Genomic DNA, 22,045 nt, shown 5'->3' with positions numbered 1-22,045 from the left:
ACACCGTCGAACTCACCACACCCACCGGCGCCACCTCCACCTCGAAGGCCCCACCAGCACCCGGACACCCCAGCACCGACACCATCATCGTCGCCATCGTCGGCTGCGCCCGGCGGCGCCGCCTCGGTCGGGCGGCGGTCAGGCGGCGACGCGGTCGGTCAGGCGAGGACGCTGCGCAGCTGACGCAGGAAGAACACCGGCGCCGCGGGCATCGCGACGACGACCACGGCGCACACGCCGTAGAGCACCCACGACGGCGTGTCATGCCCGGTGGCCGCGAGGTAGGTGGCCACCCCGGCCAACGTGACGGCGCCGCCCATGGCGGCGGCCAGCACTGCCGGGCAGCGCAGGTAGATGCGTTCGACTGCGGCCGTGGGGAATCCGAGGCGGCTGCTCGCCGGCGGCATGGGTTGGCGCCGGATCACCGGCCCGGTCGTCGAACGCACGTTGGTGGTGACGACGGGATCTCCGAACGCCGATCCCCCGGTGTCGGGGCGGGCCGCGGGGGCGGGCGCGGGCCCGCTGGGCGTCTCCAGGGAGGCGCGCCGTGCCCGGATCAGCAGGGGGACGGCGGCGACGATGACGACGGCCGACACGCCGATCACCGTGTAGAGCAGCCAGGGCGTCTCGGATTCACCGCCACCGGTCGTGGTCTTGCCCATGTTGGACAGCGCCACGGCGGCGGCCACCAAGGCCCCCAGCGCGGTCAACCACAGCAGGGCGGCCAGGCCGAGCACGATTCGGTCGGTCTGGTCGAGGGAGTCGGCGCCGGGCCGGGGACTCGTCGAGTCGATGTCTGATGTCATCAGCAGCTGGTCTGCCAGTCGTTGTTTTGTTGCGAGGCGATGGTCTGCCCGTCACTCGTGGTGATCGAGCAGTTCAACTTGGACAGGCGCAACAGGCTGGACGCCTGCACGGAACCGTACTCGGACATCGAGATCGGCGTGACCGTCAGCGACCACGGGATGTAGACGTTCTGCTGGGTGCGCTGCCTGCCCGAGGCGTCGGTGTAGGTGACCGAGATACGGTCCAGCGGCGCCTTGGTTCCCGTCACCGTGTAGGTGATGAAGCGGGGTCCCGCAGGCGCGGCAGGGGTCGACGGCGGCGGGGGCGGTGGGGGTGCCTCGGTGCTGGGCGGCGCCGGTTCCGGGCTCGGCGGCGGGGGCGGCGGCGGCGCCTCGGTCGTGGGCGGCGGTGGCGGCGGCTCGCTGCTGGGAGGCGGCGGCGGTGGGGTCGTGGTGGTCGTGGTCGTGGTGATCTCGTCCTGCACCGGCGGCGCGTAGGTGGTCGTGGTGGACGGCGCCGCGGTCTCGGAGCTGTCCGTGCGGGCCACCAGCAGCGTCACCGAGACCACGAGGGCGATGGCCGCGATGATGGCGACGACGCCGACGACCCAGGGCCACTTGGGCGGATCGGGGGTGTACTGGGTGGCCGCGGGATCGAACGTGTCGTAGTCGTAGAGTCCGGCCTCGGGCGGTACGTACGGACCGCTGGTGAACTGCTCTGACTCCGGTGCGGAGTACGCACGGGAGTAGATCTCCGTCTCGCCGGTGGCCGGGACGTCCTGTCGCGGTTCGTCCGGCGTCGGGGAGTCCGGCCCAGGATGGTTCGGCCCGCTCATCGCCTGTCCTCTTCAGCCCATCGATCTCGACTGTCCATTCGGCGCGACGTCACCGTGACGAGCGTGAGCGACCGTGCCGGGGCCACAGTACCCAACCCGCGGGGGGCAGGGACCTCGAGACGCGGTGCCACGGCAAACCGTCGCCCGGATCGTTACCTGCCCGCGTGGGGTCAGTGCTTCTCGGGACCGATGTAGTACTCGAACACCAGGCCGGACACCGTCGCCAGGACGAAGCACACGCCGGCGACGATCAGCCACGGCAGCCACAGCGCCGCGCCGACGGCCGTGACCGACGCCGACAGCGCGATGGCCAGGGGCCACCAGCTGTGCGGGCTGTAGAAGCCGAGTTCCCCGGCGCCGTCGGCGATCTCGGCGTCCTCGTAGTCCTCGGGCCGGGTGTCGAGGCGCCGGGCCACGAACCGGAAGAACGTGCCGGTGATGAGCGACAAGCCGGTGGTCAGCGCCAACGCGGTGGTGCCGGCCCACTCGATGCCGCCGTTGGCGAACAGGTGCGTCAGGACGCCGTAACCCACCGCGCAGAGCGCGAAGAACGCGGTGAGGAACTCGAACAGCCTGGCTTCGATGTGCATGAGGTGTCGTCCCTACTTACTTATCTCGCCTCGGGAGCCTGTTCACCGCGACGGGTGTCGAACGGCTTGGTGGTGACCGCGGTCGGCGGCAATCCGATGGCCATCAGCGCGTCGGCGTTGGTGGCGTTCGGGTTGTCCTCACGGAACTGCAGGTAGGCCTTGAAGTCGTTGGGCTCGACCACGCGAACCTCGAAGTTCATCATCGAGTGGTAGGTGCCGCACATCTCCGTGCAGCGACCCACGAAGGCGCCGGTCTGCTCGATCTTGCTGATCTGGAAGACGTTGTCGGAGTTGTTGGCCTTGGGATCCGGCATCACGTCGCGCTTGAACAGGAACTCCGGCACCCAGAACCCGTGGATGACGTCCGCGGATGCGATCTGGAACTCGACGCGCTTGTCCTTCGGCAGGACCAGGATGGGGATCTCGGTGCTGGTGCCGACGGTCTCGATCTTGTCGAAGTTGAGGTACGTGCGGTCCTCGGGGTTGAGGCCGCGGATGGCGCCCACCCGCTCCTCGCCGTTCTCGTACGTGCCCTCGGGCTTGGAGACCATGGCCTCCTTGCGGGCGTTGTCGACGCCGTCGTAGCTCAGGGTGCCGTCGGCGAACTCGATCTTCTGGTACCCGAACTTCCAGTTCCACTGGAACGCGGTGACGTCGATGACCACCTCGGGGTTGGGGTCCTTGTACAGCATCTTCTCCTGCACCACCACGGTGAAGTAGAAGAGCACCGAGATGATGAGGAAGGGGATGACCGTCAGCACGAGTTCGAGCGGCATGTTGTAGCCGAACTGCCGCGGCAGGTCGGTGTCGGTCTTCTTCTTGCGGTGGAACGCGCTCGTCCAGAAGATCAGGAACCAGACGATGCCGCCGACGACGAACGACGCGATGACCGACCACACCCACAGGTCGCGGTTGAGTTTGCCCTCGGGGGTGATGCCGGTCGGCCAGCCGAGGCCGAAGACCGTGTGGAAGTCGCAGCCGCTGAGCACGAGCGTCATACCGCCCAGAACCGCGGACAACGCCGCTAGCTTAAGCCCGCGAGCGGTCACGTTGGCGCCTCCTAGTGAAGTCATGCCGGGGTTCGACCGAACCGAATACTACGCAGCGTAGACCACACCCGGGTGCGGGTCTCGACACACCTCCGCATTCGGCATACTCGTCGGGTGTGCGGACTTCTGGCGTACCTGACCGATCCGTCCGCTGAGAGCACGGCGGGCCTGGTAGAGGCTGTTTCCGGTGCCTCGCATCTGATGCGTCACCGGGGCCCGGACGAGCCGGGAACGTGGGCCGACGACACGGCCGCGCCCGCGGTCGTCCTCGGCTTCAACCGGCTGTCGATCATCGACATCGCCCACAGTCATCAACCGTTGCGCTGGGGTCCCGCCGAGACGCCCGACCGCTACGTGTTGGTGTTCAACGGCGAGATCTACAACTACCTGGAATTGCGCGAGGCGCTGCGCTCCGAACACGGGGCGGCGTTCCACACCGATGGCGACGGCGAGGCCATCGTGGCGGCCTTCCACCACTGGGGCCCGGATGCGCTGACGCGGCTGCGCGGCATGTTCGCGTTCGCCATCTGGGACACCGTGGAGCGCGAGCTGTTCTGCGCGCGCGACCCGTTCGGCATCAAGCCGTTGTTCCTGGCGACGGGTGCGGGTGGCACCGCCGTCGGCAGCGAGAAGAAGTGTCTGCTGGACCTCGCCGCCGTCGGCGGATTCGACACCGCGCTCGACGAGCGGGCGGCACAGCACTACACGGTGCTGCAGTACGTGCCGGAACCCGAGACGCTGCATCGCGGCATCCGCAGGCTGGAGTCGGGCTGCTACGCCCGCATCCGGCCGGGGTCGGCACCGGAGATCACGCGGTACTTCCGGCCGCGCTTCTCGGCGGTGCCGTTCACCGCAGGGGGCGAGCAGGCCCGCTACGACGAGATCACCGCCGTGCTCGAGGACTCGGTGGCCAAGCACATGCGTGCCGACGTCACCGTCGGCGCGTTCCTGTCGGGCGGCATCGATTCGACGGCCATCGCGGCGCTGGCGATGCGGCACAACCCGAAACTCATCACGTTCACCACCGGGTTCGAACGCGAGGGGTTCTCAGAGGTCGACGTCGCGGTGGCCTCGGCGGAGGCCATCGGCGCGCGGCACGTGGCGAAGGTGGTCGGCCAGGCCGAGTTCGTCGCCGCGCTGCCGGAGATCGTCTGGTATCTCGACGAGCCGGTCGCCGATCCGGCGCTGGTGCCGCTGTTCTTCATCGCGCGCGAAGCGCGCAAGCACGTCAAGGTGGTGCTGTCCGGCGAGGGCGCCGACGAGCTGTTCGGCGGCTACACGATCTATCGGGAGCCGTTGTCGCTCAAGCCGTTCGACCTGCTCCCCCGGCCGGTGCGCAAGTCCCTGGGCAAGGCGTCGCGCCCGCTGCCGGAGGGCATGCGCGGCAAGAGCCTGCTGCACCGCGGATCGCAGACGCTCGAGGAGCGGTACTACGGCAACGCGCGCAGCTTCTCCGACGAGCAGTTGCGCGCGACGCTACGACGGTTCCGGCCGGAGTGGACCCACACCGACGTCACGGCGGCGCTGTACGCCGAGTCGGCCGGCTGGGATCCGGTGGCGCGCATGCAGCACGTCGACCTGTTCACGTGGCTGCGCGGCGACATCCTGGTCAAGGCCGACAAGATGACGATGGCCAACTCGCTCGAGTTGCGGGTGCCGTTCCTGGATCCCGAGGTGTTCGCGGTGGCCTCCCGGCTGCCGTACGAGCAGAAGATCACCCGGGCGACCACGAAGTACGCGTTGCGTCGCGCACTGGAGCCCATCGTGCCCGCGCACGTGCTGAACCGGCCGAAGCTGGGGTTCCCCGTGCCGATTCGGCACTGGCTGCGCGCCGGCGAACTGCTCGACTGGGCGTACGCGACGGTCGCGGCGTCCCAGGCGGGCCATCTCGTCGACCTCGCCGCCGTGCGCGGCATGCTCGACGAGCACCGCAACGGCGTCTCCGATCACAGCAGACGGCTGTGGACGGTGCTGATCTTCATGCTGTGGCACGCCATCTTCGTCGAGGGCAGCGTGACGCCCGAGATCCGCGAGCCGCACTACCCCGTGCAGCTCTGAGCGCGCCCGGCTACAGCGCCTCGGCGATCTCGGCGGCCGCGTCGTCGCCGTAGGCGGCGGCCAGACGCGGGACGCCGGCGGCCTTGTCCCACGTCCACTCCTGCGGGCCCGGCGCCTCGAGCACCAGCGTCGCGACGAGCGAGGCCAGCTGCGCGGCGCGCTCGAGGCTCAGCCCGGCACCGCGACCGGTGAGGAAGCCGGCGCGGAATGCGTCGCCGATGCCGGTCGGGTCTTCCTTGTGGGTTTCGGGCACCACGTCGACGTGGACGAAGGTGCCGTCCCGCCCCACCAGGTCGACGCCCTTCTCCCCCAGCGTGGTGACGCGCAGCTCGATCTGGTTCATCACCTCGGCCTCCGACCAGCCGGACTTCTGCAGCAGCAGGTCCCACTCGTAGTCGTTGGTGAACAGGTAGGCGGCGCCGTCGATGAGCGAGCGGATCTGCTCGCCGCTGAGCCGGGCCAGCTGCTGGCTGGGGTCCGCGGCGAACGCCAGGCCCAGCTCGCGGCACTGGTCGGTGTGCCGGAACATCGCGTCGGGGTCGTTGGCGCCGACGATCACCAGGTCGGGTTTGCCGGTGGCCGCGACCACCTCCGCGAGGTCGATGTCGCGCGCCTCGGACATGGCGCCGGGGTAGAACGACGCCATCTGCGCCATGTCCTCGTCGGTGGTGCAGACGAACCGCGCCGTGTAGGCGTCGGCGGAGACGCGCACCTGGGAGCAGTCGACGCCGTGGTCGGTGAGCCAGGTGCGGTAGTCGCCGAAGTCCGGGCCGACGGCGCCGACCAGCGTGGGGCTGCCGCCGAGGATGCCCATGGCGTAGGCCATGTTTCCCGCGACGCCACCGCGGTGGATGACGAGATCGTCGACCAGGAAGCTCAGGGAGACCTTCTGGAGATGCTCGGCCAACAGTTGCTCGGAGAACTTGCCGGGAAACCTCATCAGATGGTCGGTCGCGATCGATCCGGTCACCGCAATGGTCACGCTGAATGCTCCTCTTTCGGGACTGCTTTGGTCGTTGCCGCGCTCATCAGCGCCGATTCCGGGCCCGATTCGTGGCCCGTGGAAAGACTACTGACACCCGGGCATGCACTGGTTTCGCCGTTGCCGCAGGTCGGTGCGCTAGCCTAACAACGACATGGCCGGCACATTCCCGTACCCCGAATCGTCGCCCCAGAACTACCCGCCTCCCGGCGGGTCCCTCGGGCCTGGACCCGGTGGGCCGTATCCGCCCCCGCAACCGTTTCCGCAGCAGCCGCCGTACCCGGGCGCGTTGCCGCCGCCGGTGCCCTACCCGAAGCGGTCGGGCCGCAAGCCGGTGCTGTGGGCCGTTCTGGGCGTGCTGGTGGTGGTGGTGATCGGCGCGGTGGTCGCCGGTGTGGCGCTCGCCAACCGCGGCTCGGATTCGGCGTCGGGGGTGTTGTCACCCGATCGCGCGAAGACGGCGATCCAGGCTTACGTGGATGCGCTCAGCCGGGGTGACGACCAGACGATCGCCCGCAACGCGTCGTGCGGATTGTTCGACGACATCAAGGACAAGCAGTCCGACATGTCGCTGGCGAACCTTGCCAGCGACGCCTTCCGCAGGCAGTACAAGAGTGCTCAGGTCACGTCGATCGACAAGATCGTCGAGTGGTCGCCGAATCAGGCGCAGGTGCTGTTCAGCATGCAGGTGCAACCGTCGCGCACGCAGGGGCAGGCGGAGCGTCAGGCGATCGCCCAGATCCTGGTGCAGGGCAACGACACGCTGGTCTGCTCCTACCTGCCGCGCACCGGCCAGTTCTAGGGCCGGGCGCGGCCGGCGGAGCTCAGCCGTGCAGGTCGATCAGTTGAACGAGTCGCCGCACGCGCACGAGCCCGTGGCGTTCGGGTTGTCGATCGTGAAGCCCTGCTTCTCGATGGTGTCGACGAAGTCGATGGTGGCGCCCTGGACGTAGGGGGCGCTCATCCGGTCGACGGTCAGCGAGACGCCGCCGAACTCGGCGGTGAGGTCGCCGTCGAGGGTGCGGTCGTCGAAGAAGAGGTTGTAGCGCAGGCCGGCGCATCCGCCGGGCTGCACGGCGATGCGCAGCGCCAGATCGTCGCGGCCCTCTTGGTCCAGCAGAGCCTTGGCCTTGGACGCCGCGGCGTCGGAAAGGGTCACGCCGTGGGTGGCGGTGGTCGACTCGTCCTGAACAGTCATTGCTTCTCCCTGTGCATACTCATGCGTCGGTCTCGTTCAACGGTACCCCCTCGGGAGCCTATTCCCCGACTCACTCGCGGCTGATCGCACGCGATCGGCCGCGTGGGCCGCGGTGCCGGAGCGGGCTCGAACGGCGGCCGTCGCCTCAAGTACCCTGGCGGGCGTGAAACTGCTCGGCCGCAAGAAGGAAGACCCTCAACCGGAGGCGTCCGTCCCGGCCGACGACGGCATCGATCGGTCCGCCGAGGCCACTCGCCAGACGGCGCCGAAGGGTCGCCCCACGCCGAAGCGCAACGAGGTCGCCCGCAAGCGTGGCCCCGTGGCGCCGGCGCCGATGACGTCGGCCGAGGCGCGCAAGCGACGCAAGGAGATGGGCGGGCCCAAGCTCTCCAAGGAGGAGCGCCGCGCGGAACGCACCGTGCGTCGTGCCGAGATGAGCGAGCGCCGCGAGAAGATGATGTCCGGTCAGGAGGCCTACCTCCTCCCCCGCGACAAGGGCGAGGTGCGCCGCTACGCCCGCGACATCGTCGACGCCCGCCGCAACGTCCTCGGCTTGTTCATGCCCGCGGCGCTGGTCCTGGTGTTCGTGATGCTGTCGGTGCCCTCGCTCGAGGTGCAGCGCTTCATCTCCCCGGCCATGCTCGTCCTCGTCCTCGTCATGGTGGTCGACGGCGTGATCGTCGGCCGCAAGGTGAACAAGATGGTCGATGCGAAGTTCCCCGACAACGTCGAAAGTGGTTGGAAGCTCGGCTTCTACGCTGCCAGCCGGGCGTCGCAGCTGCGCCGCATGCGGGCCCCGCGGCCGCAGGTCGAGCGCGGCACCAAGATCGCCTGACGGGCGTGACCGCCTCGTCCGACGCGTTCGTCGTCACCGCACCCGACGCCGCCTCCGCCGCTGCCGCGCGGGCCAGGCAGGCCACGCTCACCAAGCCGCCCGGGGCGCTGGGGCGGCTCGAAGACCTGTCCGTCTGGGTGGCGTCCTGCCAGGGGCAGTGCCCGCCCGCGCAGTTCGCCCGGCCCACCGTGGTGGTGTTCGCCGGAGATCACGGCGTCACCGCCGCGGGAGTGTCGGCGTTCCCGGCGGAGGTCACCGCGCAGATGGTCGCGAACTTCGCCTCCGGGGGCGCGGCCATCAACGTGCTGGCCGAGTTGGCGGGTGCGCGGGTCCGCGTGGTCGACGTGGCCGTGGACTGTGACCAGCCGGCGTCGGCCGAGGTGGGTGCGCACAAGGTGCGGCGCGGCAGCGGCAACATCGCCGTCGAGGACGCGCTCACCGACGACGAGGTGGTCGCCGCGCTGGCCGCAGGCCGCCGGATCGCCGACGAGGAGGTCGACGCGGGCGCCGACCTGCTGATCGCCGGCGACATGGGCATCGGCAACACCACGCCGGCGACCGTGGTGGTCGCCGCACTCACCGACGCCGAACCCGTGGCGGTGGTGGGCCGCGGCACCGGGGTGGACGACGAGGGGTGGATGCGCAAGACGGCCGCCGTCCGCGACGCGCTGTACCGCGGGCGCACGGCAGTCGCCGACCCCGTGGCGCTGCTGCGCGCGTGTGGGGGCGCGGACCTCGCGGCCATGGCCGGCTTCGTGGCCCAGGCCGCCGTACGCCGGGTACCCGTGTTGCTCGACGGGGTCGTGGTGACCGCGGCTGCGCTGGTCGCCGACCGGCTGGCGCCCGGCGCCCGCCAGTGGTGGCAGGCAGGCCACCGCTCCACCGAACCCGCCCACGATCTCGCGCTGCGCCGGTTGGGCCTGGACCCGATCGTCGATCTCGGCATGCGCCTCGGCGAGGGCACCGGCGCCGCCGTGGCGCTGCCCGTGCTGCGCGCCGCCGTCGCGACGCTGGCGTCGATGGCCACGTTCGACGAGGCGGCCGTGTCCAACCGCGAGCCGTGATCGGGCCGCTCGCGTCCGCCTGGGCGTTCGCGACGGTGCTGCCCGTTCGCAGCAACCATCCCCTGGGCCGCGCCACCCTGACCGCGCTGCCGGCAGTCGGCGTCGGGTTGGGCTTCCTGGCTGCCGGCGTGATCTGGCTCGCTGCACGGGGTTTCGGCGAGGGCAGCCCGCTGACGGGCGTGTTGGCGGTGGCTGCGCTGCTGTTGGCGACGCGGGGGCTGCACGTCGACGGGCTGTCCGACACCGTCGACGCGCTCGGCTGTTACGGCCCGCCCGAACGGGCGCTGGCGGTGATGCGCGACGGCACGGCGGGACCGTTCGGCGTCGCGGCCGTCGTGGTGACGCTCGCCGTCCAGTCCCTGTCGTTCTCGGTGGCCGGCCCCCTCGCGGTCGTGGTCGCCGTCGCCGCGGGGCGGGTGGCGGTGGTGCTGGCGTGCCGGCGCACGGTGCCCGCCGCGCCGGGAAGCACGTTGGGCGCGCTCGTCGCGGGCACGCAACCGGTCCCGGTGGTGGCGGCGTGGACCGTGGCGCTCGCCGTGGCCGCGGCGTTCGTCACGCCGCGGCCGTGGCAGGGCCCGCTGGCGGTGCTGCTGGCGTTGGCCGTGACGGCGCTGCTGGTGGAGCACTGCGTGCGCCGCTTCGGCGGCATCACCGGCGACGTGCTGGGTGCGGCCGTCGAGGTGACGACGACGCTGGCCGCGCTGGGGCTTGCGGTGCGCTGACCGTCAGCCCAGTCGGGTCATCCAGCCGTGGGTGTCGGCGAAGGTGCCGCGCTGGATGCCGGTGAGGGTGTCGCGCAGCGCCATGGTGACCTCGCCGGGTTCGCCGTCGGCGATGGTGAAGTCGCCGTCACCGGACTTCACGTGGGAGACCGGCGTGATGACGGCGGCCGTGCCACAGGCGAACACCTCGGTGATCTCGCCTGCGGCGGCCTTCTTCTGCCACTCGTCGACGTCGATCTTGCGTTCCTCGACGGTGAAGCCGGCGTCGGTGGCCAACTGCAGCAACGAGTCTCGCGTGATGCCGGGCAGCAGCGAACCGCTCAGCTCCGGGGTGACGAGCCGCGCGGAGCCGCCGCTGCCGAAGACGAAGAACAGGTTCATCCCGCCCATCTCCTCGACGTAGCGGCGCTCGATGGCGTCGAGCCACACCACCTGGTCGCACCCGTGCTCGGCGGCCTCGGCCTGGGCGAGCAGCGAGGCCGCGTAGTTGCCGCCGAACTTCGCCGCCCCGGTGCCGCCGGGGCTGGCCCGGACGTACTCGGTGGACAGCCACACCGACACGGGCTTGATGCCGCCCTTGAAGTACGCGCCGGCCGGCGAGCCGATGACCAGGTAGCGGTACTCGGTGGCGGGTCGGACGCCGAGGCCGGGCTCGGTGGCGATGATGAACGGCCGCAGGTAGAGCGACTCCTCGCCGCCCGCGGCGGGCACCCAGTCGCCGTCGACGGCGATGAACTGGCGCAGCGACTCCAGGAAGACGTCTTCGGGCAGCTCGGGAATGGCGAGGCGGCGTGCCGAGCGGCCCAGCCGGGCCGCGTTGGCCTCGGGCCGGAAGGACACGATGGATCCGTCGGCCCAGCGGTAGGCCTTGAGCCCTTCGAACACCTCCTGCGCGTAGTGCAGGACGACGGCCGACGGGTCCAGTTCGATGGGTCCGTAGGGCACGACGCGGGCGTCGTGCCAGCCGCGGCCGTCGGTGTAGTCGATGACCACCATGTGGTCGGTGTGATACCGGCCGAACCCGGGGTCGCGCAGCACGTCGGCTCGTACCTCGTCGCTCGCCGGGGTGGTGTTGCGGGCGAGTGAGAATTCGAGGTGGCCGTCGGTCATGGAGGAATTGTATAACTCGGGGCTAGCGGGTTTTCGCGTCCACGAACGGGGGTGCGACCACCTCGCAGTCGAGGCGGCGGCCACGCACGTCCACGGCCACCACGTCGCCGTCGGCGACGCCGGCGGCGGTGTCGACGAGCGCCAGCGCGATGCCCAGTTTGAGTGTCGGAGAGAACGTTCCGGACGTGGTGTGGCCCACGGGGGTGTCCCCTGCCAGCACCGTCATGTCGGCACGCAGCACGCCGCGCCCCAGCGCCTTGAGGCCGCGCAGCGTGCGCCGCGGACCCTGCTGCTTCTCGGCCAGCAGCGCGTCACGCCCCCAGAACGCGTCCTTGCGCCACCCCACGGCCCAGCCGCAGCGGGCCTGTACCGGGCTGATCTCCAACGACAGTTCGTGCCCGTGCAGCGGGTAGCCCATCTCGGTGCGCAGGGTGTCGCGGGCGCCCAGGCCTGCCAGCTCGCCGCCGGCGGCCCGCACCCGGTCGACGAGGGCGTCGAACACCGTGGCCGCACGGTCCCATTCGGGCAGCAGCTCGTAGCCGTGCTCGCCGGTGTAGCCGGTGCGGCAGACCCGCACGGCGACGCCGTCGTACTCGGCGTCGGCGAAGCCCATGTAGTCCATGTCGGTGGGCAGGCCCAGCGCACCGAGCACCTCGGCCGACCGCGGCCCCTGGACGGCGAGCACCGCGTGCGAGCGGTGCTCGTCGGTGACCTCGACGCCGCTGGGCGCCTCGGCGCGCATCGCCGCCACCACGGCGGCGGTGTTGGCGGCGTTGGGTACCAGGAACACCTCGTCGGGCGAGACGTAGTAGGCGATCAGGTCGTCGATCACCCCGCCGGAGGCGGTGCAGCACAACGTGTATTGCGCCTTGCCGGGGCCCACGCGGTCGAGGTCGTTGGTGAGCACGGAGTTGACGTAGGCCGCCGCACCGGGGCCCTTGACGAGCACCTTGCCCAGGTGGCTCACGTCGAAGAGGCCGACGGCGTTCCGGGTGGCGTGGTGTTCGGCGACGGTCCCGGCGTAGGACACCGGCATGAGCCAGCCGCCGAACTCGGCGAAGCTGGCGCCGAGCGCGCGGTGACGGTCCTCGAGAGGGCCTTGCAACAGGTCGGTGGGACGCACGGAAGTCACGGTCACACCCTAGCTAGGGTGGGTCTCCATGAGCACCGCACCCGGATACCAGTCCCCCGCCGTCACCGTGTCCGCCGCCCTGCCGCAGGAGGGCAGCGCGCCTGCCGTGCTGATCGTGGGAGTCGTCACCGGCGACGGGGACGACGGGGACGCGGTGTCGGTACTGGCCACGCCGTTCCTGGACGCCGCGGCGGTCGGCGAGATCGAGGCGGCCCTGGCGGCGTTGCGCGCCAAGGGTGGGGCCGAGCAGACCACGCGCCTGGTGGTGCCCGGACTGCCGGTCGCGAGCGTCGTCGCGGTCGGCCTGGGCAAGGCCCGCGACGCGTATCCGGCGGACCTGATCCGGCGGGCGGCGGGCGCGGCGGCGCGCGCGCTGTCGGGCGCGGAGGCGGTCGTCACCACGCTGTCGGACGTCGACGTCGCCGCCACCGTCGAGGGCCTCGTCTTGGGCGCGTACCGCTTCACCGACTTCCGCAGCCAGAAGACGGCGCCGTCGGACGCCGGGCTGACGTCGATCACGGTGCTGTCGACGGCGTCGGACGCCGAGGAGCAGGCAGCCAGGGGCGTCGACGTCGCCACCGCCGTCGCCACGGCACGCGATCTCGTGAACACCCCGCCGAGCCACCTCTTCCCGGCCGAATTCGCCGAGCGCGCAAGGGCTTTGGGCGAGGCAGCCGGCCTCGAGGTCGAGGTGCTCGACGAGGCGGCCCTGGAGGCGGGCGGCTACGGCGGCATCGTCGGCGTGGGCAAGGGGTCGTCCCGTCCGCCGCGGCTGGTGCGGTTGATCCACCGGGGGTCGACGCTGGCGGCGGACCCGGCCCAGGCCAAGACCGTCGCGCTGGTCGGCAAGGGCATCACGTTCGACACCGGCGGCATCTCCATCAAGCCCGCGGCGAACATGCATCAGATGACGTCGGACATGGGTGGCGCGGCCGCGGTCGTGGCCACCGTCGTGCTGGCCGCCAAGCAGCGGGTGCCGGTCGACGTCATCGCCACGGTGCCCATGGCCGAGAACATGCCGTCGGCCACCGCGCAGCGCCCCGGTGACGTGCTGACGCAGTACGGCGGCATCACCGTCGAGGTGCTCAACACCGACGCCGAGGGTCGGCTGATCCTGGCCGACGCCATCGTGCGCGCCTGCGAGGACCGGCCGGACTACCTCATCGAGACCTCCACGCTGACGGGTGCGCAACTCGTCGCGCTCGGTGCGCGCACGCCCGGGGTGATGGGCAGTGACGAGTTCCGCGACCGGGTCGCGGCCCTCTCGCAGGGGGTCGGCGAGAACGGTTGGCCCATGCCGCTGCCCGACGAGATCGCCGACGAGTTGAAGTCGACGGTCGCCGACCTGGCGAACATCAGCGGCTCGCGGTTCGCCGGCATGCTGGTGGCGGGGGTGTACCTGCGGGAGTTCGTCGCCGACGGGGTGCAGTGGGCGCACGTCGACGTCGCCGGTCCGGCCTACAACACGGGCGGCCCGTGGGGTTACACCGGCAAGGGCGGCACCGGCGTGCCGACGCGCACGATGTTCGCCGCCATCGAGGACATCGCCAAGAACGGGTAGCGCTCCGGCGTCACTGGAGCGCGTGGCGCTCCGGCGTCACTCGAGCGCGTGGCGCCCTGGACTCACTCGAGCGCGTGGCGCCCTGGACTCACTCGAGCGCGTGGCGCTCGGCGCGCTTGCGCTCGATGCGCCGCCGCGCGTCGTAGTCACGCATGCGCTGCGGGTAGCCCACCTTCTGCACGTCGTAGACGGGGATGCCGAGCCGCTGGTTGAGTTTGCGGGCCCCGGACTGCCCACCGGCGCGCCGCCGCGTCCACTCCCCGTCGGTGGCGACCAGGACCACCGTGACGTCGGTGACGGTGGTCTTGGGTTCGACGAACGCCTCCACGCCGACGTGCGTGGCCACCCAGTCCTTCATGTAGGCGAGGTCGGCTGCGGGATCGGTGCCTGCGTCACGACGGCCGCCGCGACGGCGAAACCCATCGAACAGTCCCACGCCCACTCCTTCGGATCTCACGCCCTGTCCGGCGGCCGACACCTCCTTCGATAGTGCCAGAGCGCACAGTCCGCAGGTCTGCGACGACCGCGGCACGGCGACGTGACAGGATGGGTGGCGCGAGTTTTTGCACCGGCACGAGCGACCGTCTAGGAGTCAGAAGACATGGCCATCTCCGTCCAGATGCCCGCACTCGGCGAGAGCGTCACAGAGGGGACCGTCACTCGGTGGCTCAAGCAGGAGGGTGACACCGTCGAAGTCGACGAGCCCCTGCTCGAGGTCTCCACCGACAAGGTCGACACCGAGATTCCGGCGCCCGCCGCGGGTGTGCTCACCAAGATCATCGCGCAGGAGGACGACACCGTCGAGGTCGGTGGCGATCTGGCGCTGATCGGCGAGGCCGGCGAAGAGGCCGATTCGTCGGGGGACTCGGCGGAGCCGCCCGCCGCCGAGGAGTCCGCCGAGGAGTCCGCCGAGGAGGAGAAGCCGGCCGAGGAGCCGGCGGCGCAGGAAGAGCCCGCCGCCGAGGAGCAGGAGCCGGAGCAGTCCGAGCCCACCGCATCCGGTGGGGACGCCACGTCGGTGAAGATGCCCGAACTGGGCGAGTCCGTGACCGAGGGCACCGTGACGCGGTGGCTCAAGAAGGTCGGTGACAGCGTCGCCGTCGACGAGCCGCTCGTCGAGGTCTCCACCGACAAGGTCGACACCGAGATCCCGTCGCCGGTGGCGGGCACGCTGCTGTCGATCAGCGCCGAGGAGGACGACGTCGTCGCCGTCGGCGGCGAACTCGGCACGATCGGCGCCGAGGGGTCGGCGCCCAAGGAGAAGCCCGAGCCCAAGCCCGAGCCCAAGCAGGAAGCCAAGCCGGAGCCCAAGCCCGAACCCAAGCAGGAAGCCAAGCCGGAACCCAAGCCGGAACCCAAGCCCGAACCCAAGCCGGAACCCAAGCCCGAGCCCAAGCCCGAACCCAAGCCCGCCGCGACCAACGGCGAGTCCAACGGTGACGCCAGCCCGTACGTCACACCGCTGGTGCGCAAGCTGGCGTCGGAGCACGGTGTCGACCTGGCGACGGTGAAGGGCACCGGCGTCGGTGGTCGCATCCGCAAGCAGGACGTGCTGGCGGCGGCCGGCGAGAAGGACGCGGCGGCGCAGGCTCCCGAGCCCGCAGCGGCGTCCGGGTCGGCACCCGCCTCGAAGGCTCCGGCGCCCGCCCCGGCCCTGGCGCATCTGCGCGGTACCACGCAGAAGGCCAACCGCATCCGTCAGATCACCGCGAAGAAGACGCGCGAGAGCCTGCAGACCACGGCGCAGCTGACGCAGACCCACGAGGTGGACCTCACCAAGATCGTGGCGCTGCGGGCGCGCGCCAAGGCGAAGTTCGCCGAGCGCGAGGGCGTGAACCTGACGTTCCTGCCGTTCTTCGCGGTGGCGGTCGTGGACGCGCTCAAGGCGCATCCGAACGTCAACGCCAGCTACGACGAGGACACCAAGGAGATCACCTACTACGACGCCGAGCACCTCGGCTTCGCGGTGGACACCGAGCAGGGCCTCCTGTCCCCGGTGGTGCACAACGCCGGTGACCTGTCGCTGGCGGGCCTCGCGCGGGCCATCGCGGACATCGCGGCGCGCGCCCGGTCGGGCAACCTCAAGCCCGACGAGCTGTCCGGCGGCACGTTCACGATCACCAACATCGGCAGCCAGGGGGCGTTGTTCGACACCCCGATCCTGGTTCCGCCGCAGGCGGCGATGCTGGGCACCGGTGCCATCGTCAAGCGCCCGCGGGTCATCGTCGACGAGTTCGGCAACGAGTCGATCGGCGTTCGGTCGGTGGCGTACCTGCCGCTGACGTACGACCACCGACTGATCGACGGTGCCGACGCCGGCCGGTTCCTGACCACCATCAAGCGTCGCCTCGAAGAGGGAGCCTTCGAGGCCGACCTGGGTCTGTAAGGGGCGTGTGCGCGACGTGGCCACCACGCCCGGTTCCGTCATCGCGATCGCAGGATCCTCGGGCCTGATCGGCTCGGCCCTGGTCACCGCGCTGCGCGCGGCCGACCACCGGGTCCTGCGCATCGTGCGACGTGCCCCGACGAACGCCGACGACGTGTTCTGGAACCCCGACACCGGCGACTTCGACGCCGACGCCCTGCGGGACGCCGACGCCGTGGTCAACCTGTGCGGGGTCAACGTCGGCGCCAAGCGCTGGTCGGGCGCGTTCAAGCAGAGCTTGCGCGACAGCCGCATCGGCCCCACCGAGGTGTTGGCGCATGCGGTGGCCGAGGCGGGTGTGCCGGTGTTGGTCAACGCCAGCGCCGTCGGGTTCTACGGCGACACGCGCAACCGGATCACCGACGAGACCGCACCGCCGGGCGACGGGTTCCTGGCGACGTTGTGCGTCGACTGGGAGGCCGCGACGGCGGTCGCCACGGCGGCGGGCGCGCGGGTGGTGCTGGCGCGCACCGGGCTGGTGCTGTCCCCGTCGGGCGGCCTGCTGAGCCGGCTGCGCCCGTTGTTCGCGCTCGGGCTGGGCGCCCGCCTCGGCGGCGGGCGGCAGTACATGCCGTGGATCAGCCTCGAGGACGAGGTGCGGGCCCTGCTGTTCGCCATCTCCCGCGAGGACGTGGCGGGCCCGGTCAACATGACGGGTCCGGCGCCGGTGACCAACGCGGAGTTCACGGCGGCGATGGGCCGCGCGGTGAATCGGCCCACTCCCCTTGCGGTGCCCGGCTTCGCCTTGCGGGCGGTGCTGGGCGAGTTCGCCGACGAGGGCGTGCTGGGCGGTCAGCGCGTCATCCCCGCGGTCCTCGAGCGGTCCGGGTTCGAGTTCCACCACGAGACCATCGGCGAGGCACTGGCATATGCGACGGCGCGCGCCACGGCCCGCGGGGACGACGGCTGAGTGCGAGTAGCGTGACCACGATGACGGATTCGGTGCGCTCGGCGGGCACGCCGGTGGCCGTGCGGCGACTGGGTGTCGTCGACTACCGCGAGGCGTGGGAGTTGCAGCGCGAGGTGGCGGCCGCCCGGGCGGCGGGCGGTCCGGACACACTGCTGCTGTTGGAGCACCCGCCGACCTACACGGCGGGCAGGCGTACCGAACCCCACGAGCGTCCGGCCGACGGCACGCCCGTCGTGGACACCGACCGGGGCGGCAAGATCACCTGGCACGGCCCCGGCCAGCTCGTCGGCTACCCCATCGTCGGGTTGGCCGAGCCCTTGGACGTCGTCAAGTTCGTGCGGCGTCTCGAGGATGCGTTGATGGCGGTGTGCGCGACGCTGGGCGTGGCCACCACGCGGGTCGAGGGCCGTTCGGGGGTGTGGGTGCCCGCGAGTCGCACAGCGGGTCTGCCGGAGCGCAAGGTCGCGGCCATCGGCATCCGGGTGGCCCGCGCGACGACGCTGCACGGGTTCGCACTGAACTGCGATTGCGATCTGGGCGCGTACGGCAACATCGTGCCGTGCGGCATCGCCGACGCCGGCGTGACGTCGTTGTCGCGGGAGTTGGGGCGCGACGTGACGGTGAGCGAGGTCACCGAGCTGGTGGCGGCGGCGGTGGCGGGAGCACTCGACGGCACTCCGTCGGTAGCATTGACGTCGTGAGTGTCGACCCGAACGGCCGCAAGCTGCTGCGCCTGGAGGTCCGCAACGCCGAGACGCCCATCGAGCGCAAGCCGCCGTGGATCAAGACGACGCTGAGGACCGGCCCCGAATACACCGAACTCAAGGCGCTGGTGCGCCGCGAGGGCCTGCACACGGTGTGCGAGGAGGCGGGCTGCCCGAACATCTACGAGTGTTGGGAAGATCGTGAGGCCACGTTCCTCATCGGCGGCGAGCAGTGCACCCGGCGGTGTGACTTCTGCCAGATCGACACCGGCAAGCCCGCCGAACTGGACCGCGACGAGCCGCGCCGCGTCGCCGAGAGCGTGCAGGCCATGGGCCTGCGGTACTCGACGGTCACCGGTGTGGCGCGCGACGACCTGCCCGACGGCGGGGCGTGGCTGTACGCCGAGACGGTGCGTCAGATCAAGGCGTTGAACCCGAACACCGGTGTGGAGTTGTTGATCCCCGACTTCAACGCCGTCCCCGAACAACTCGACGAGGTCTTCCAGTCCCGTCCCGAGGTGTTGGCGCACAACGTGGAGACGGTGCCGCGCATCTTCAAGCGGATCCGTCCGGCGTTCCGTTACCAGCGCAGCCTCGACGTGATCACCGCGGCCCGCGAATTCGGTCTGGTGACCAAGAGCAACCTGATCCTCGGCATGGGCGAGACCCCCGAGGAGGTCCGCACCGCGTTGGACGACCTGCTGGCTGCGGGCTGCGACATCATCACCATCACGCAGTACCTGCGGCCGTCGGCCCGTCACCATCCGGTCGAGCGGTGGGTCAAGCCCGAGGAGTTCGTCGAGCACGCCGACTACGCCAAGGGCATCGGGTTCCCCGGCGTGCTCTCCGGTCCGCTGGTCCGGTCGTCGTATCGCGCGGGCCGGCTGTATCAGGAAGTGATGCGGGCGCGCGCTGCCGATGGCGCCGCGGTCGCACCGTAAACTGGACAAATGGCGAAGAAACGCAACCCCGCCGAGGTGAAGGCCGCCAAGGCCGAGGCGAAGGCACAGCGCAAGGCGGCGTCGAAGCAACGGCGCGGTCAGCTGTGGCAGGCGTTCCAGATTCAGCGCAAGGAGGATTCGCGCCTCCTGCCGTACATGATCGGGGCGTTCGTCCTCATCGTGGCGGCCGCGGTCGTCACGGGCGTGCTCAGTGGCAGCACGTTCACCATGGTGACGTTGATTCCGCTGGGCATCGTGCTGGGCGCCCTGGTGGCGTTCATCATCTTCGGTAGGCGCGCGCAGAAGTCGGTGTACCGCAAGGCCGAGGGTCAGACGGGCGCGGCGGCGTGGGCGTTGGACAACCTGCGCGGCAAGTGGCGCGTCACCCCTGGTGTGGCGGCGACGGGGCACTTCGACGCCGTGCACCGCGTGATCGGCAGGCCCGGGGTGATCTTCGTCGGCGAGGGTGCCGCGTCCCGGGTCAAGCCGCTGCTGGCGCAGGAGAAGAAGCGCACGGCGCGGTTGATCGGCGATACGCCGATCTACGACTTCGTGGTGGGCAACGGCGAGGGCGAGGTGCCGCTGGCCAAGCTGGAGCGGCATCTGAACAAGCTGCCCGCCAACATCACGGCGAAGCAGATGGATTCGCTCGAGTCGCGGTTGGCGGCGTTGGGTTCGCGCGTGGGGCCGGCGGCGATGCCGAAGGGTCCGTTGCCGGGGAACGCCAAGATGCGGGGCGTGCAGCGCACGGTGCGCCGCAAGTAGTCGACGCGCGGCAGCCTTGCCGAGTTAATTTTCGTCGGCGACAATATCGCGGTGTGCACCGCATGTGACTGGGCCCCGCACTTCGCCGCGTTCGGCGCGCAGACCCCCCGCCGTAGGGTGCTGCGCACCGCCGCGACGGTGATGATCGCCGCGACGGCCGTCGCGGCGTGTTCGGCAGGACCCGCCTCGGGCCCGGCAGGCAACGGCGCCGAGAGCGGGAACGACGCCGGCGACGCCGACGTCGTGTTCCACAACGGCCGCATCCACACCGTGGCAGGCCCGGCGGAGTGGGTCGAGGCCGTCGCGGTCACGGGCAACGCCATCACCGCCGTCGGCGACGAGGCGACCGTGATGGCGCGCGTCGGGCCGCACACCCGCGTGGTGGACCTGGCGGGCCGGCTGCTGCTGCCGGGCTTCGTCGAGGGTCACATCCACCCGTTCCTCGGCGCCTTCCTCAGCCACGGCGTGGACCTGCAGGTGCCCACCAGGCAGGACGCGTTGGCGGCCATCGCGGCCTACGCGAAGGCCCATCCCGAGGGCCCGGTGCGCGGATTCGGTTGGCGCGTGGACATGTTCGGCCCCGAGGGGCCGACGCGCCAGGAACTCGACGCGGTGTTGCCGGATCGGCCGGGGTTCTTCTTCGCGATCGACGCCCACAGCATGTGGGCCAACACCGCCGCCCTCGAGGCGGCCGGCGTGTCGCGCGGCACCCCCGACCCCGTTCCCGGGTTCAGCTACTACGCCCGCGACGCCAACGGTGACCCCACGGGCTACGTGCTCGAGATCAACGCGGTACTGAGCCTGGTCAACGCCATCGACCCGATCGATGCCGCGGGCATGCAGCGCATGCTCGAGGAGTGGCTGCCCAAGGCCTCCGAGGCGGGCATCACGGCGGTGTTCGACGCCGGCGTGCCGCCGGTGGGCGGCGACCAGGCCGACATCATCGGGCTGTACGCCGCCGTGGAACGCAACGACGCGCTGCCGTTCCGGGTGGTGGCGTCCTACAGCGTCAAGTCACCGCCGTTCGACGACGCCGTCGCGAAGTTCACCGAAGCGCGCTCGCGGGTCGCCACCGATCTGGTCCAGGTCGGCATGATCAAGATCGTCGGCGACGGCACTCAGGGCGGGTACACGGCGTGGCTCATCGAGCCGTATGCCGACAAACCGGACTCGATCGGCGGGTCGCCGTTCACCGAGCAGCAGTGGCATCAGCTGGTGGACCAGATCGACGCCGCGGGCATCGACATGCACGTGCATGCGTGCGGCGAGCGCACCGCCCGCGTGGCGCTCGACGCGCTGGAGGCCGCCGTGGCGAAGAACCCGCCGCGGGATCGGCGCAACACCATCGCGCATCTGGTGTACGTGCAGGATCCCGACAGCGCGCGCTTCGGCGCGCTGGGCGTGGGTGCGGAGTTCTCGGCGAACTGGTTCTCGGCGGATCCGGACACCGTGGTGAACATGGCGGCCCGCTACGGGGCGCCACGCAAGGACGAGTTCTACCGGATCCAGGACGTGCTGCGCACCGGTGGTCGGGTCTCGCTGGGGACCGACTGGCCCGCGGCCGGCTACTTCTCGACGTACAGGCCGCTGGACTCGATCCAGATCGGCGTGACGCGCCAGCTGATCGGCAACCCCGCTGCCCCGGTGCTGGCGCCCGCCGATCAGCGGCTGACGGTGGCCGAGGCGGTGCGCGCCAACACGTTGGGCGCGGCGCACCAGATCCGGTTGGAGGACAAGGTGGGCTCGATCGAGGTGGGCAAGCTCGCGGACCTGATCGTGCTGGACAAGGACGTGTTCGCGGTCGACCCGCACGAGATCCACACGGCCAGGGTGGTGATGACGATGATGGACGGCCGCATCCGCCACAAGGCCTGAGCGTACTGACCGAGGCCTGGAGGTCAGCGCCTGATCACGGCGGTCTTGGAGGCCAGGTCGTGTAGGCCGCGATGGTCGGCGTCGGTGAACAGCGCCGGGATCACCAGCACGATCAGCAGTCCGCGCAGCAGCAGCCGTCCGAGGCCGACGCCGCCCCCGACGCCCGCGGCGTCGACGGTGACCACCCGCAGTCCTAGGACGGCCTGTCCGGGTGTGAAACCGAAGAGCCGCACCGAGGCCACGCCGAGCACGAACCAGACCACCAACTGTCCCGTTTGCACCGCGACGTCGGCGCCGAGCAGGGTGATGAGCAACGCCGCCAACCCCAGGGCCAGCACCCAGTCCACGATCAGCGCGGCCAGGCGCCGTCCGAAGCGGGCGATCGAGCCCGGCCCGTCCTCGGGCAGCCCGAGCCTCTCGCCGGGATACGCGCCGGCGTCCGAGTTGCCGGGACCCGACAGCCACGAGCCGAGACCGGAACCGGAGGTGCGCGCCATACGGCC

Annotated in this window: 22 protein-coding genes; 12 read left to right on the top strand and 10 right to left on the bottom strand. The window is 70.8% G+C overall.

Annotated elements, in window-relative coordinates:
* Window positions 1-158: 158 nt before the first annotated feature.
* The 4 genes from AC30CM_RS06840 to ctaC all read right to left on the bottom strand — a co-directional run bounded on the left by AC30CM_RS06840 (window position 159) and on the right by ctaC (window position 3,260).
* Complete coding sequence (locus AC30CM_RS06840) at window positions 159-806, bottom strand: DUF2561 family protein (protein WP_490116083.1); 648 nt, start codon at window positions 804-806, stop codon at window positions 159-161.
* A complete protein-coding gene (locus tag AC30CM_RS06835) occupies window positions 806-1,621 on the bottom strand; it encodes an MmpS family transport accessory protein (RefSeq protein WP_490116082.1) in 816 nt (271 codons plus the stop codon). Before AC30CM_RS06835 ends, AC30CM_RS06840 begins: the two co-directional genes overlap by 1 nt.
* 170 nt (window positions 1,622-1,791) lie before the next feature.
* The gene (locus tag AC30CM_RS06830; RefSeq protein ID WP_490116081.1) at window positions 1,792-2,211 is read right to left on the bottom strand and encodes a cytochrome c oxidase subunit 4; all 420 of its coding nucleotides are present in this window, start codon (window positions 2,209-2,211) and stop codon (window positions 1,792-1,794) included.
* A 20-nt stretch (window positions 2,212-2,231) separates the two neighbouring features.
* Complete coding sequence (gene ctaC / locus AC30CM_RS06825) at window positions 2,232-3,260, bottom strand: aa3-type cytochrome oxidase subunit II (protein ID WP_490116080.1); 1,029 nt, start codon at window positions 3,258-3,260, stop codon at window positions 2,232-2,234.
* 114 nt (window positions 3,261-3,374) lie between these two features.
* Here ctaC and asnB point away from each other — a divergent pair, with 114 nt between their 5' ends.
* The gene (gene asnB, locus AC30CM_RS06820; RefSeq protein ID WP_490116079.1) at window positions 3,375-5,318 is read left to right on the top strand and encodes an asparagine synthase (glutamine-hydrolyzing); all 1,944 of its coding nucleotides are present in this window, start codon (window positions 3,375-3,377) and stop codon (window positions 5,316-5,318) included.
* A 10-nt stretch (window positions 5,319-5,328) separates the two neighbouring features.
* Here the strand turns inward: asnB and AC30CM_RS06815 are convergent, their stop codons facing one another.
* On the bottom strand, window positions 5,329-6,300 hold the full coding sequence (locus tag AC30CM_RS06815) for a carbohydrate kinase family protein (protein WP_490116078.1): 972 nt from the start codon (window positions 6,298-6,300) through the stop codon (window positions 5,329-5,331).
* A gap of 154 nt (window positions 6,301-6,454) precedes the next feature.
* On the opposite strand from AC30CM_RS06815, the gene AC30CM_RS06810 reads away from it, so the two are divergent.
* Entirely contained in the window at window positions 6,455-7,102 is a 648-nt protein-coding gene (locus AC30CM_RS06810) for an Rv0361 family membrane protein (protein WP_490116077.1), read from the top strand.
* A 39-nt stretch (window positions 7,103-7,141) separates the two neighbouring features.
* Here the strand turns inward: AC30CM_RS06810 and AC30CM_RS06805 are convergent, their stop codons facing one another.
* Window positions 7,142-7,498, bottom strand: a complete 357-nt coding sequence (locus AC30CM_RS06805; protein WP_490116076.1) for a HesB/IscA family protein — start codon at window positions 7,496-7,498, stop codon at window positions 7,142-7,144.
* A 163-nt stretch (window positions 7,499-7,661) separates the two neighbouring features.
* Between AC30CM_RS06805 and AC30CM_RS06800 the strand changes: the two genes are divergently transcribed.
* From AC30CM_RS06800 to AC30CM_RS06790, 3 genes are read left to right on the top strand one after another with little or no spacing between them, the layout of a single operon-like run.
* Entirely contained in the window at window positions 7,662-8,333 is a 672-nt protein-coding gene (locus tag AC30CM_RS06800; protein ID WP_490116075.1) for a DUF3043 domain-containing protein, read from the top strand.
* Window positions 8,334-8,338: 5 nt separating this feature from the next.
* Window positions 8,339-9,397, top strand: a complete 1,059-nt coding sequence (gene cobT / locus AC30CM_RS06795) for a nicotinate-nucleotide--dimethylbenzimidazole phosphoribosyltransferase (protein ID WP_490116074.1) — start codon at window positions 8,339-8,341, stop codon at window positions 9,395-9,397.
* Window positions 9,394-10,119, top strand: a complete 726-nt coding sequence (locus tag AC30CM_RS06790; RefSeq protein ID WP_490116073.1) for an adenosylcobinamide-GDP ribazoletransferase — start codon at window positions 9,394-9,396, stop codon at window positions 10,117-10,119. Before cobT ends, AC30CM_RS06790 begins: the two co-directional genes overlap by 4 nt.
* A 3-nt stretch (window positions 10,120-10,122) precedes the next feature.
* On the opposite strand, the gene AC30CM_RS06785 is transcribed toward AC30CM_RS06790, so the two are convergent.
* A complete protein-coding gene (locus tag AC30CM_RS06785) occupies window positions 10,123-11,229 on the bottom strand; it encodes a branched-chain amino acid aminotransferase (protein ID WP_490116072.1) in 1,107 nt (368 codons plus the stop codon).
* Between the two features lie 22 nt (window positions 11,230-11,251).
* Window positions 11,252-12,361, bottom strand: coding sequence for a glycine cleavage system aminomethyltransferase GcvT (gcvT, locus tag AC30CM_RS06780; protein ID WP_490116071.1), 1,110 nt, complete (start codon window positions 12,359-12,361; stop codon window positions 11,252-11,254).
* A 28-nt stretch (window positions 12,362-12,389) separates the two neighbouring features.
* Between gcvT and AC30CM_RS06775 the strand changes: the two genes are divergently transcribed.
* Complete coding sequence (locus AC30CM_RS06775; RefSeq protein ID WP_490116070.1) at window positions 12,390-13,922, top strand: leucyl aminopeptidase; 1,533 nt, start codon at window positions 12,390-12,392, stop codon at window positions 13,920-13,922.
* An 88-nt stretch (window positions 13,923-14,010) separates the two neighbouring features.
* Here the strand turns inward: AC30CM_RS06775 and AC30CM_RS06770 are convergent, their stop codons facing one another.
* A complete protein-coding gene (locus tag AC30CM_RS06770; protein WP_490116069.1) occupies window positions 14,011-14,358 on the bottom strand; it encodes an oxidoreductase in 348 nt (115 codons plus the stop codon).
* A gap of 165 nt (window positions 14,359-14,523) precedes the next feature.
* Between AC30CM_RS06770 and sucB the strand changes: the two genes are divergently transcribed.
* Genes sucB through AC30CM_RS06740 form a run of 6 tightly spaced genes read left to right on the top strand, consistent with a single transcriptional unit; the run spans window position 14,524 to window position 21,542 of the window.
* Window positions 14,524-16,308, top strand: coding sequence for a 2-oxoglutarate dehydrogenase, E2 component, dihydrolipoamide succinyltransferase (gene sucB, locus AC30CM_RS06765; protein ID WP_490116068.1), 1,785 nt, complete (start codon window positions 14,524-14,526; stop codon window positions 16,306-16,308).
* 16 nt (window positions 16,309-16,324) lie between these two features.
* Entirely contained in the window at window positions 16,325-17,257 is a 933-nt protein-coding gene (locus tag AC30CM_RS06760) for a TIGR01777 family oxidoreductase (protein WP_490116067.1), read from the top strand.
* A 20-nt stretch (window positions 17,258-17,277) separates the two neighbouring features.
* The gene (lipB, locus tag AC30CM_RS06755; RefSeq protein WP_490116066.1) at window positions 17,278-17,958 is read left to right on the top strand and encodes a lipoyl(octanoyl) transferase LipB; all 681 of its coding nucleotides are present in this window, start codon (window positions 17,278-17,280) and stop codon (window positions 17,956-17,958) included.
* Window positions 17,955-18,902, top strand: a complete 948-nt coding sequence (lipA, locus tag AC30CM_RS06750) for a lipoyl synthase (protein ID WP_490116065.1) — start codon at window positions 17,955-17,957, stop codon at window positions 18,900-18,902. The genes lipB and lipA overlap by 4 nt, the downstream gene beginning before the upstream one ends.
* A gap of 9 nt (window positions 18,903-18,911) precedes the next feature.
* Complete coding sequence (locus AC30CM_RS06745) at window positions 18,912-19,667, top strand: DUF4191 domain-containing protein (protein WP_490116064.1); 756 nt, start codon at window positions 18,912-18,914, stop codon at window positions 19,665-19,667.
* A 51-nt stretch (window positions 19,668-19,718) separates the two neighbouring features.
* Entirely contained in the window at window positions 19,719-21,542 is a 1,824-nt protein-coding gene (locus tag AC30CM_RS06740; RefSeq protein ID WP_490116063.1) for an amidohydrolase, read from the top strand.
* A gap of 23 nt (window positions 21,543-21,565) precedes the next feature.
* On the opposite strand, the gene AC30CM_RS06735 is transcribed toward AC30CM_RS06740, so the two are convergent.
* The gene (locus AC30CM_RS06735) at window positions 21,566-22,039 is read right to left on the bottom strand and encodes an RDD family protein (protein WP_490116062.1); all 474 of its coding nucleotides are present in this window, start codon (window positions 22,037-22,039) and stop codon (window positions 21,566-21,568) included.
* Between the last annotated feature and the right edge of the window lie 6 nt (window positions 22,040-22,045).

The sequence above is a fragment of the Mycobacterium sp. DHQP2018-32-09 genome (assembly GCF_058148405.1).
The sequence above is the reverse complement of the archived record's forward strand: the minus strand, read 5'-3'. Positions and strand labels throughout refer to the sequence as shown.

Excerpts from the sequence above, each read along its gene's own strand:
- AC30CM_RS06840 (WP_490116083.1), bottom strand. The coding sequence starts at position 806 with ATGACATCAGACATCGACTCGACGAGTCCCCGGCCCGGCGCCGACTCC.
- AC30CM_RS06835 (WP_490116082.1), bottom strand. The coding sequence starts at position 1,621 with ATGAGCGGGCCGAACCATCCTGGGCCGGACTCCCCGACGCCGGACGAA.
- AC30CM_RS06830 (WP_490116081.1), bottom strand. The coding sequence starts at position 2,211 with ATGCACATCGAAGCCAGGCTGTTCGAGTTCCTCACCGCGTTCTTCGCG.
- AC30CM_RS06810 (WP_490116077.1), top strand. The coding sequence starts at position 6,455 with ATGGCCGGCACATTCCCGTACCCCGAATCGTCGCCCCAGAACTACCCG.
- AC30CM_RS06805 (WP_490116076.1), bottom strand. The coding sequence starts at position 7,498 with ATGACTGTTCAGGACGAGTCGACCACCGCCACCCACGGCGTGACCCTT.
- AC30CM_RS06785 (WP_490116072.1), bottom strand. The coding sequence starts at position 11,229 with ATGACCGACGGCCACCTCGAATTCTCACTCGCCCGCAACACCACCCCG.
- AC30CM_RS06775 (WP_490116070.1), top strand. The coding sequence starts at position 12,390 with ATGAGCACCGCACCCGGATACCAGTCCCCCGCCGTCACCGTGTCCGCC.
- sucB (WP_490116068.1), top strand. The coding sequence starts at position 14,524 with ATGGCCATCTCCGTCCAGATGCCCGCACTCGGCGAGAGCGTCACAGAG.
- lipB (WP_490116066.1), top strand. The coding sequence starts at position 17,278 with ATGACGGATTCGGTGCGCTCGGCGGGCACGCCGGTGGCCGTGCGGCGA.
- AC30CM_RS06745 (WP_490116064.1), top strand. The coding sequence starts at position 18,912 with ATGGCGAAGAAACGCAACCCCGCCGAGGTGAAGGCCGCCAAGGCCGAG.
- AC30CM_RS06735 (WP_490116062.1), bottom strand. The coding sequence starts at position 22,039 with ATGGCGCGCACCTCCGGTTCCGGTCTCGGCTCGTGGCTGTCGGGTCCC.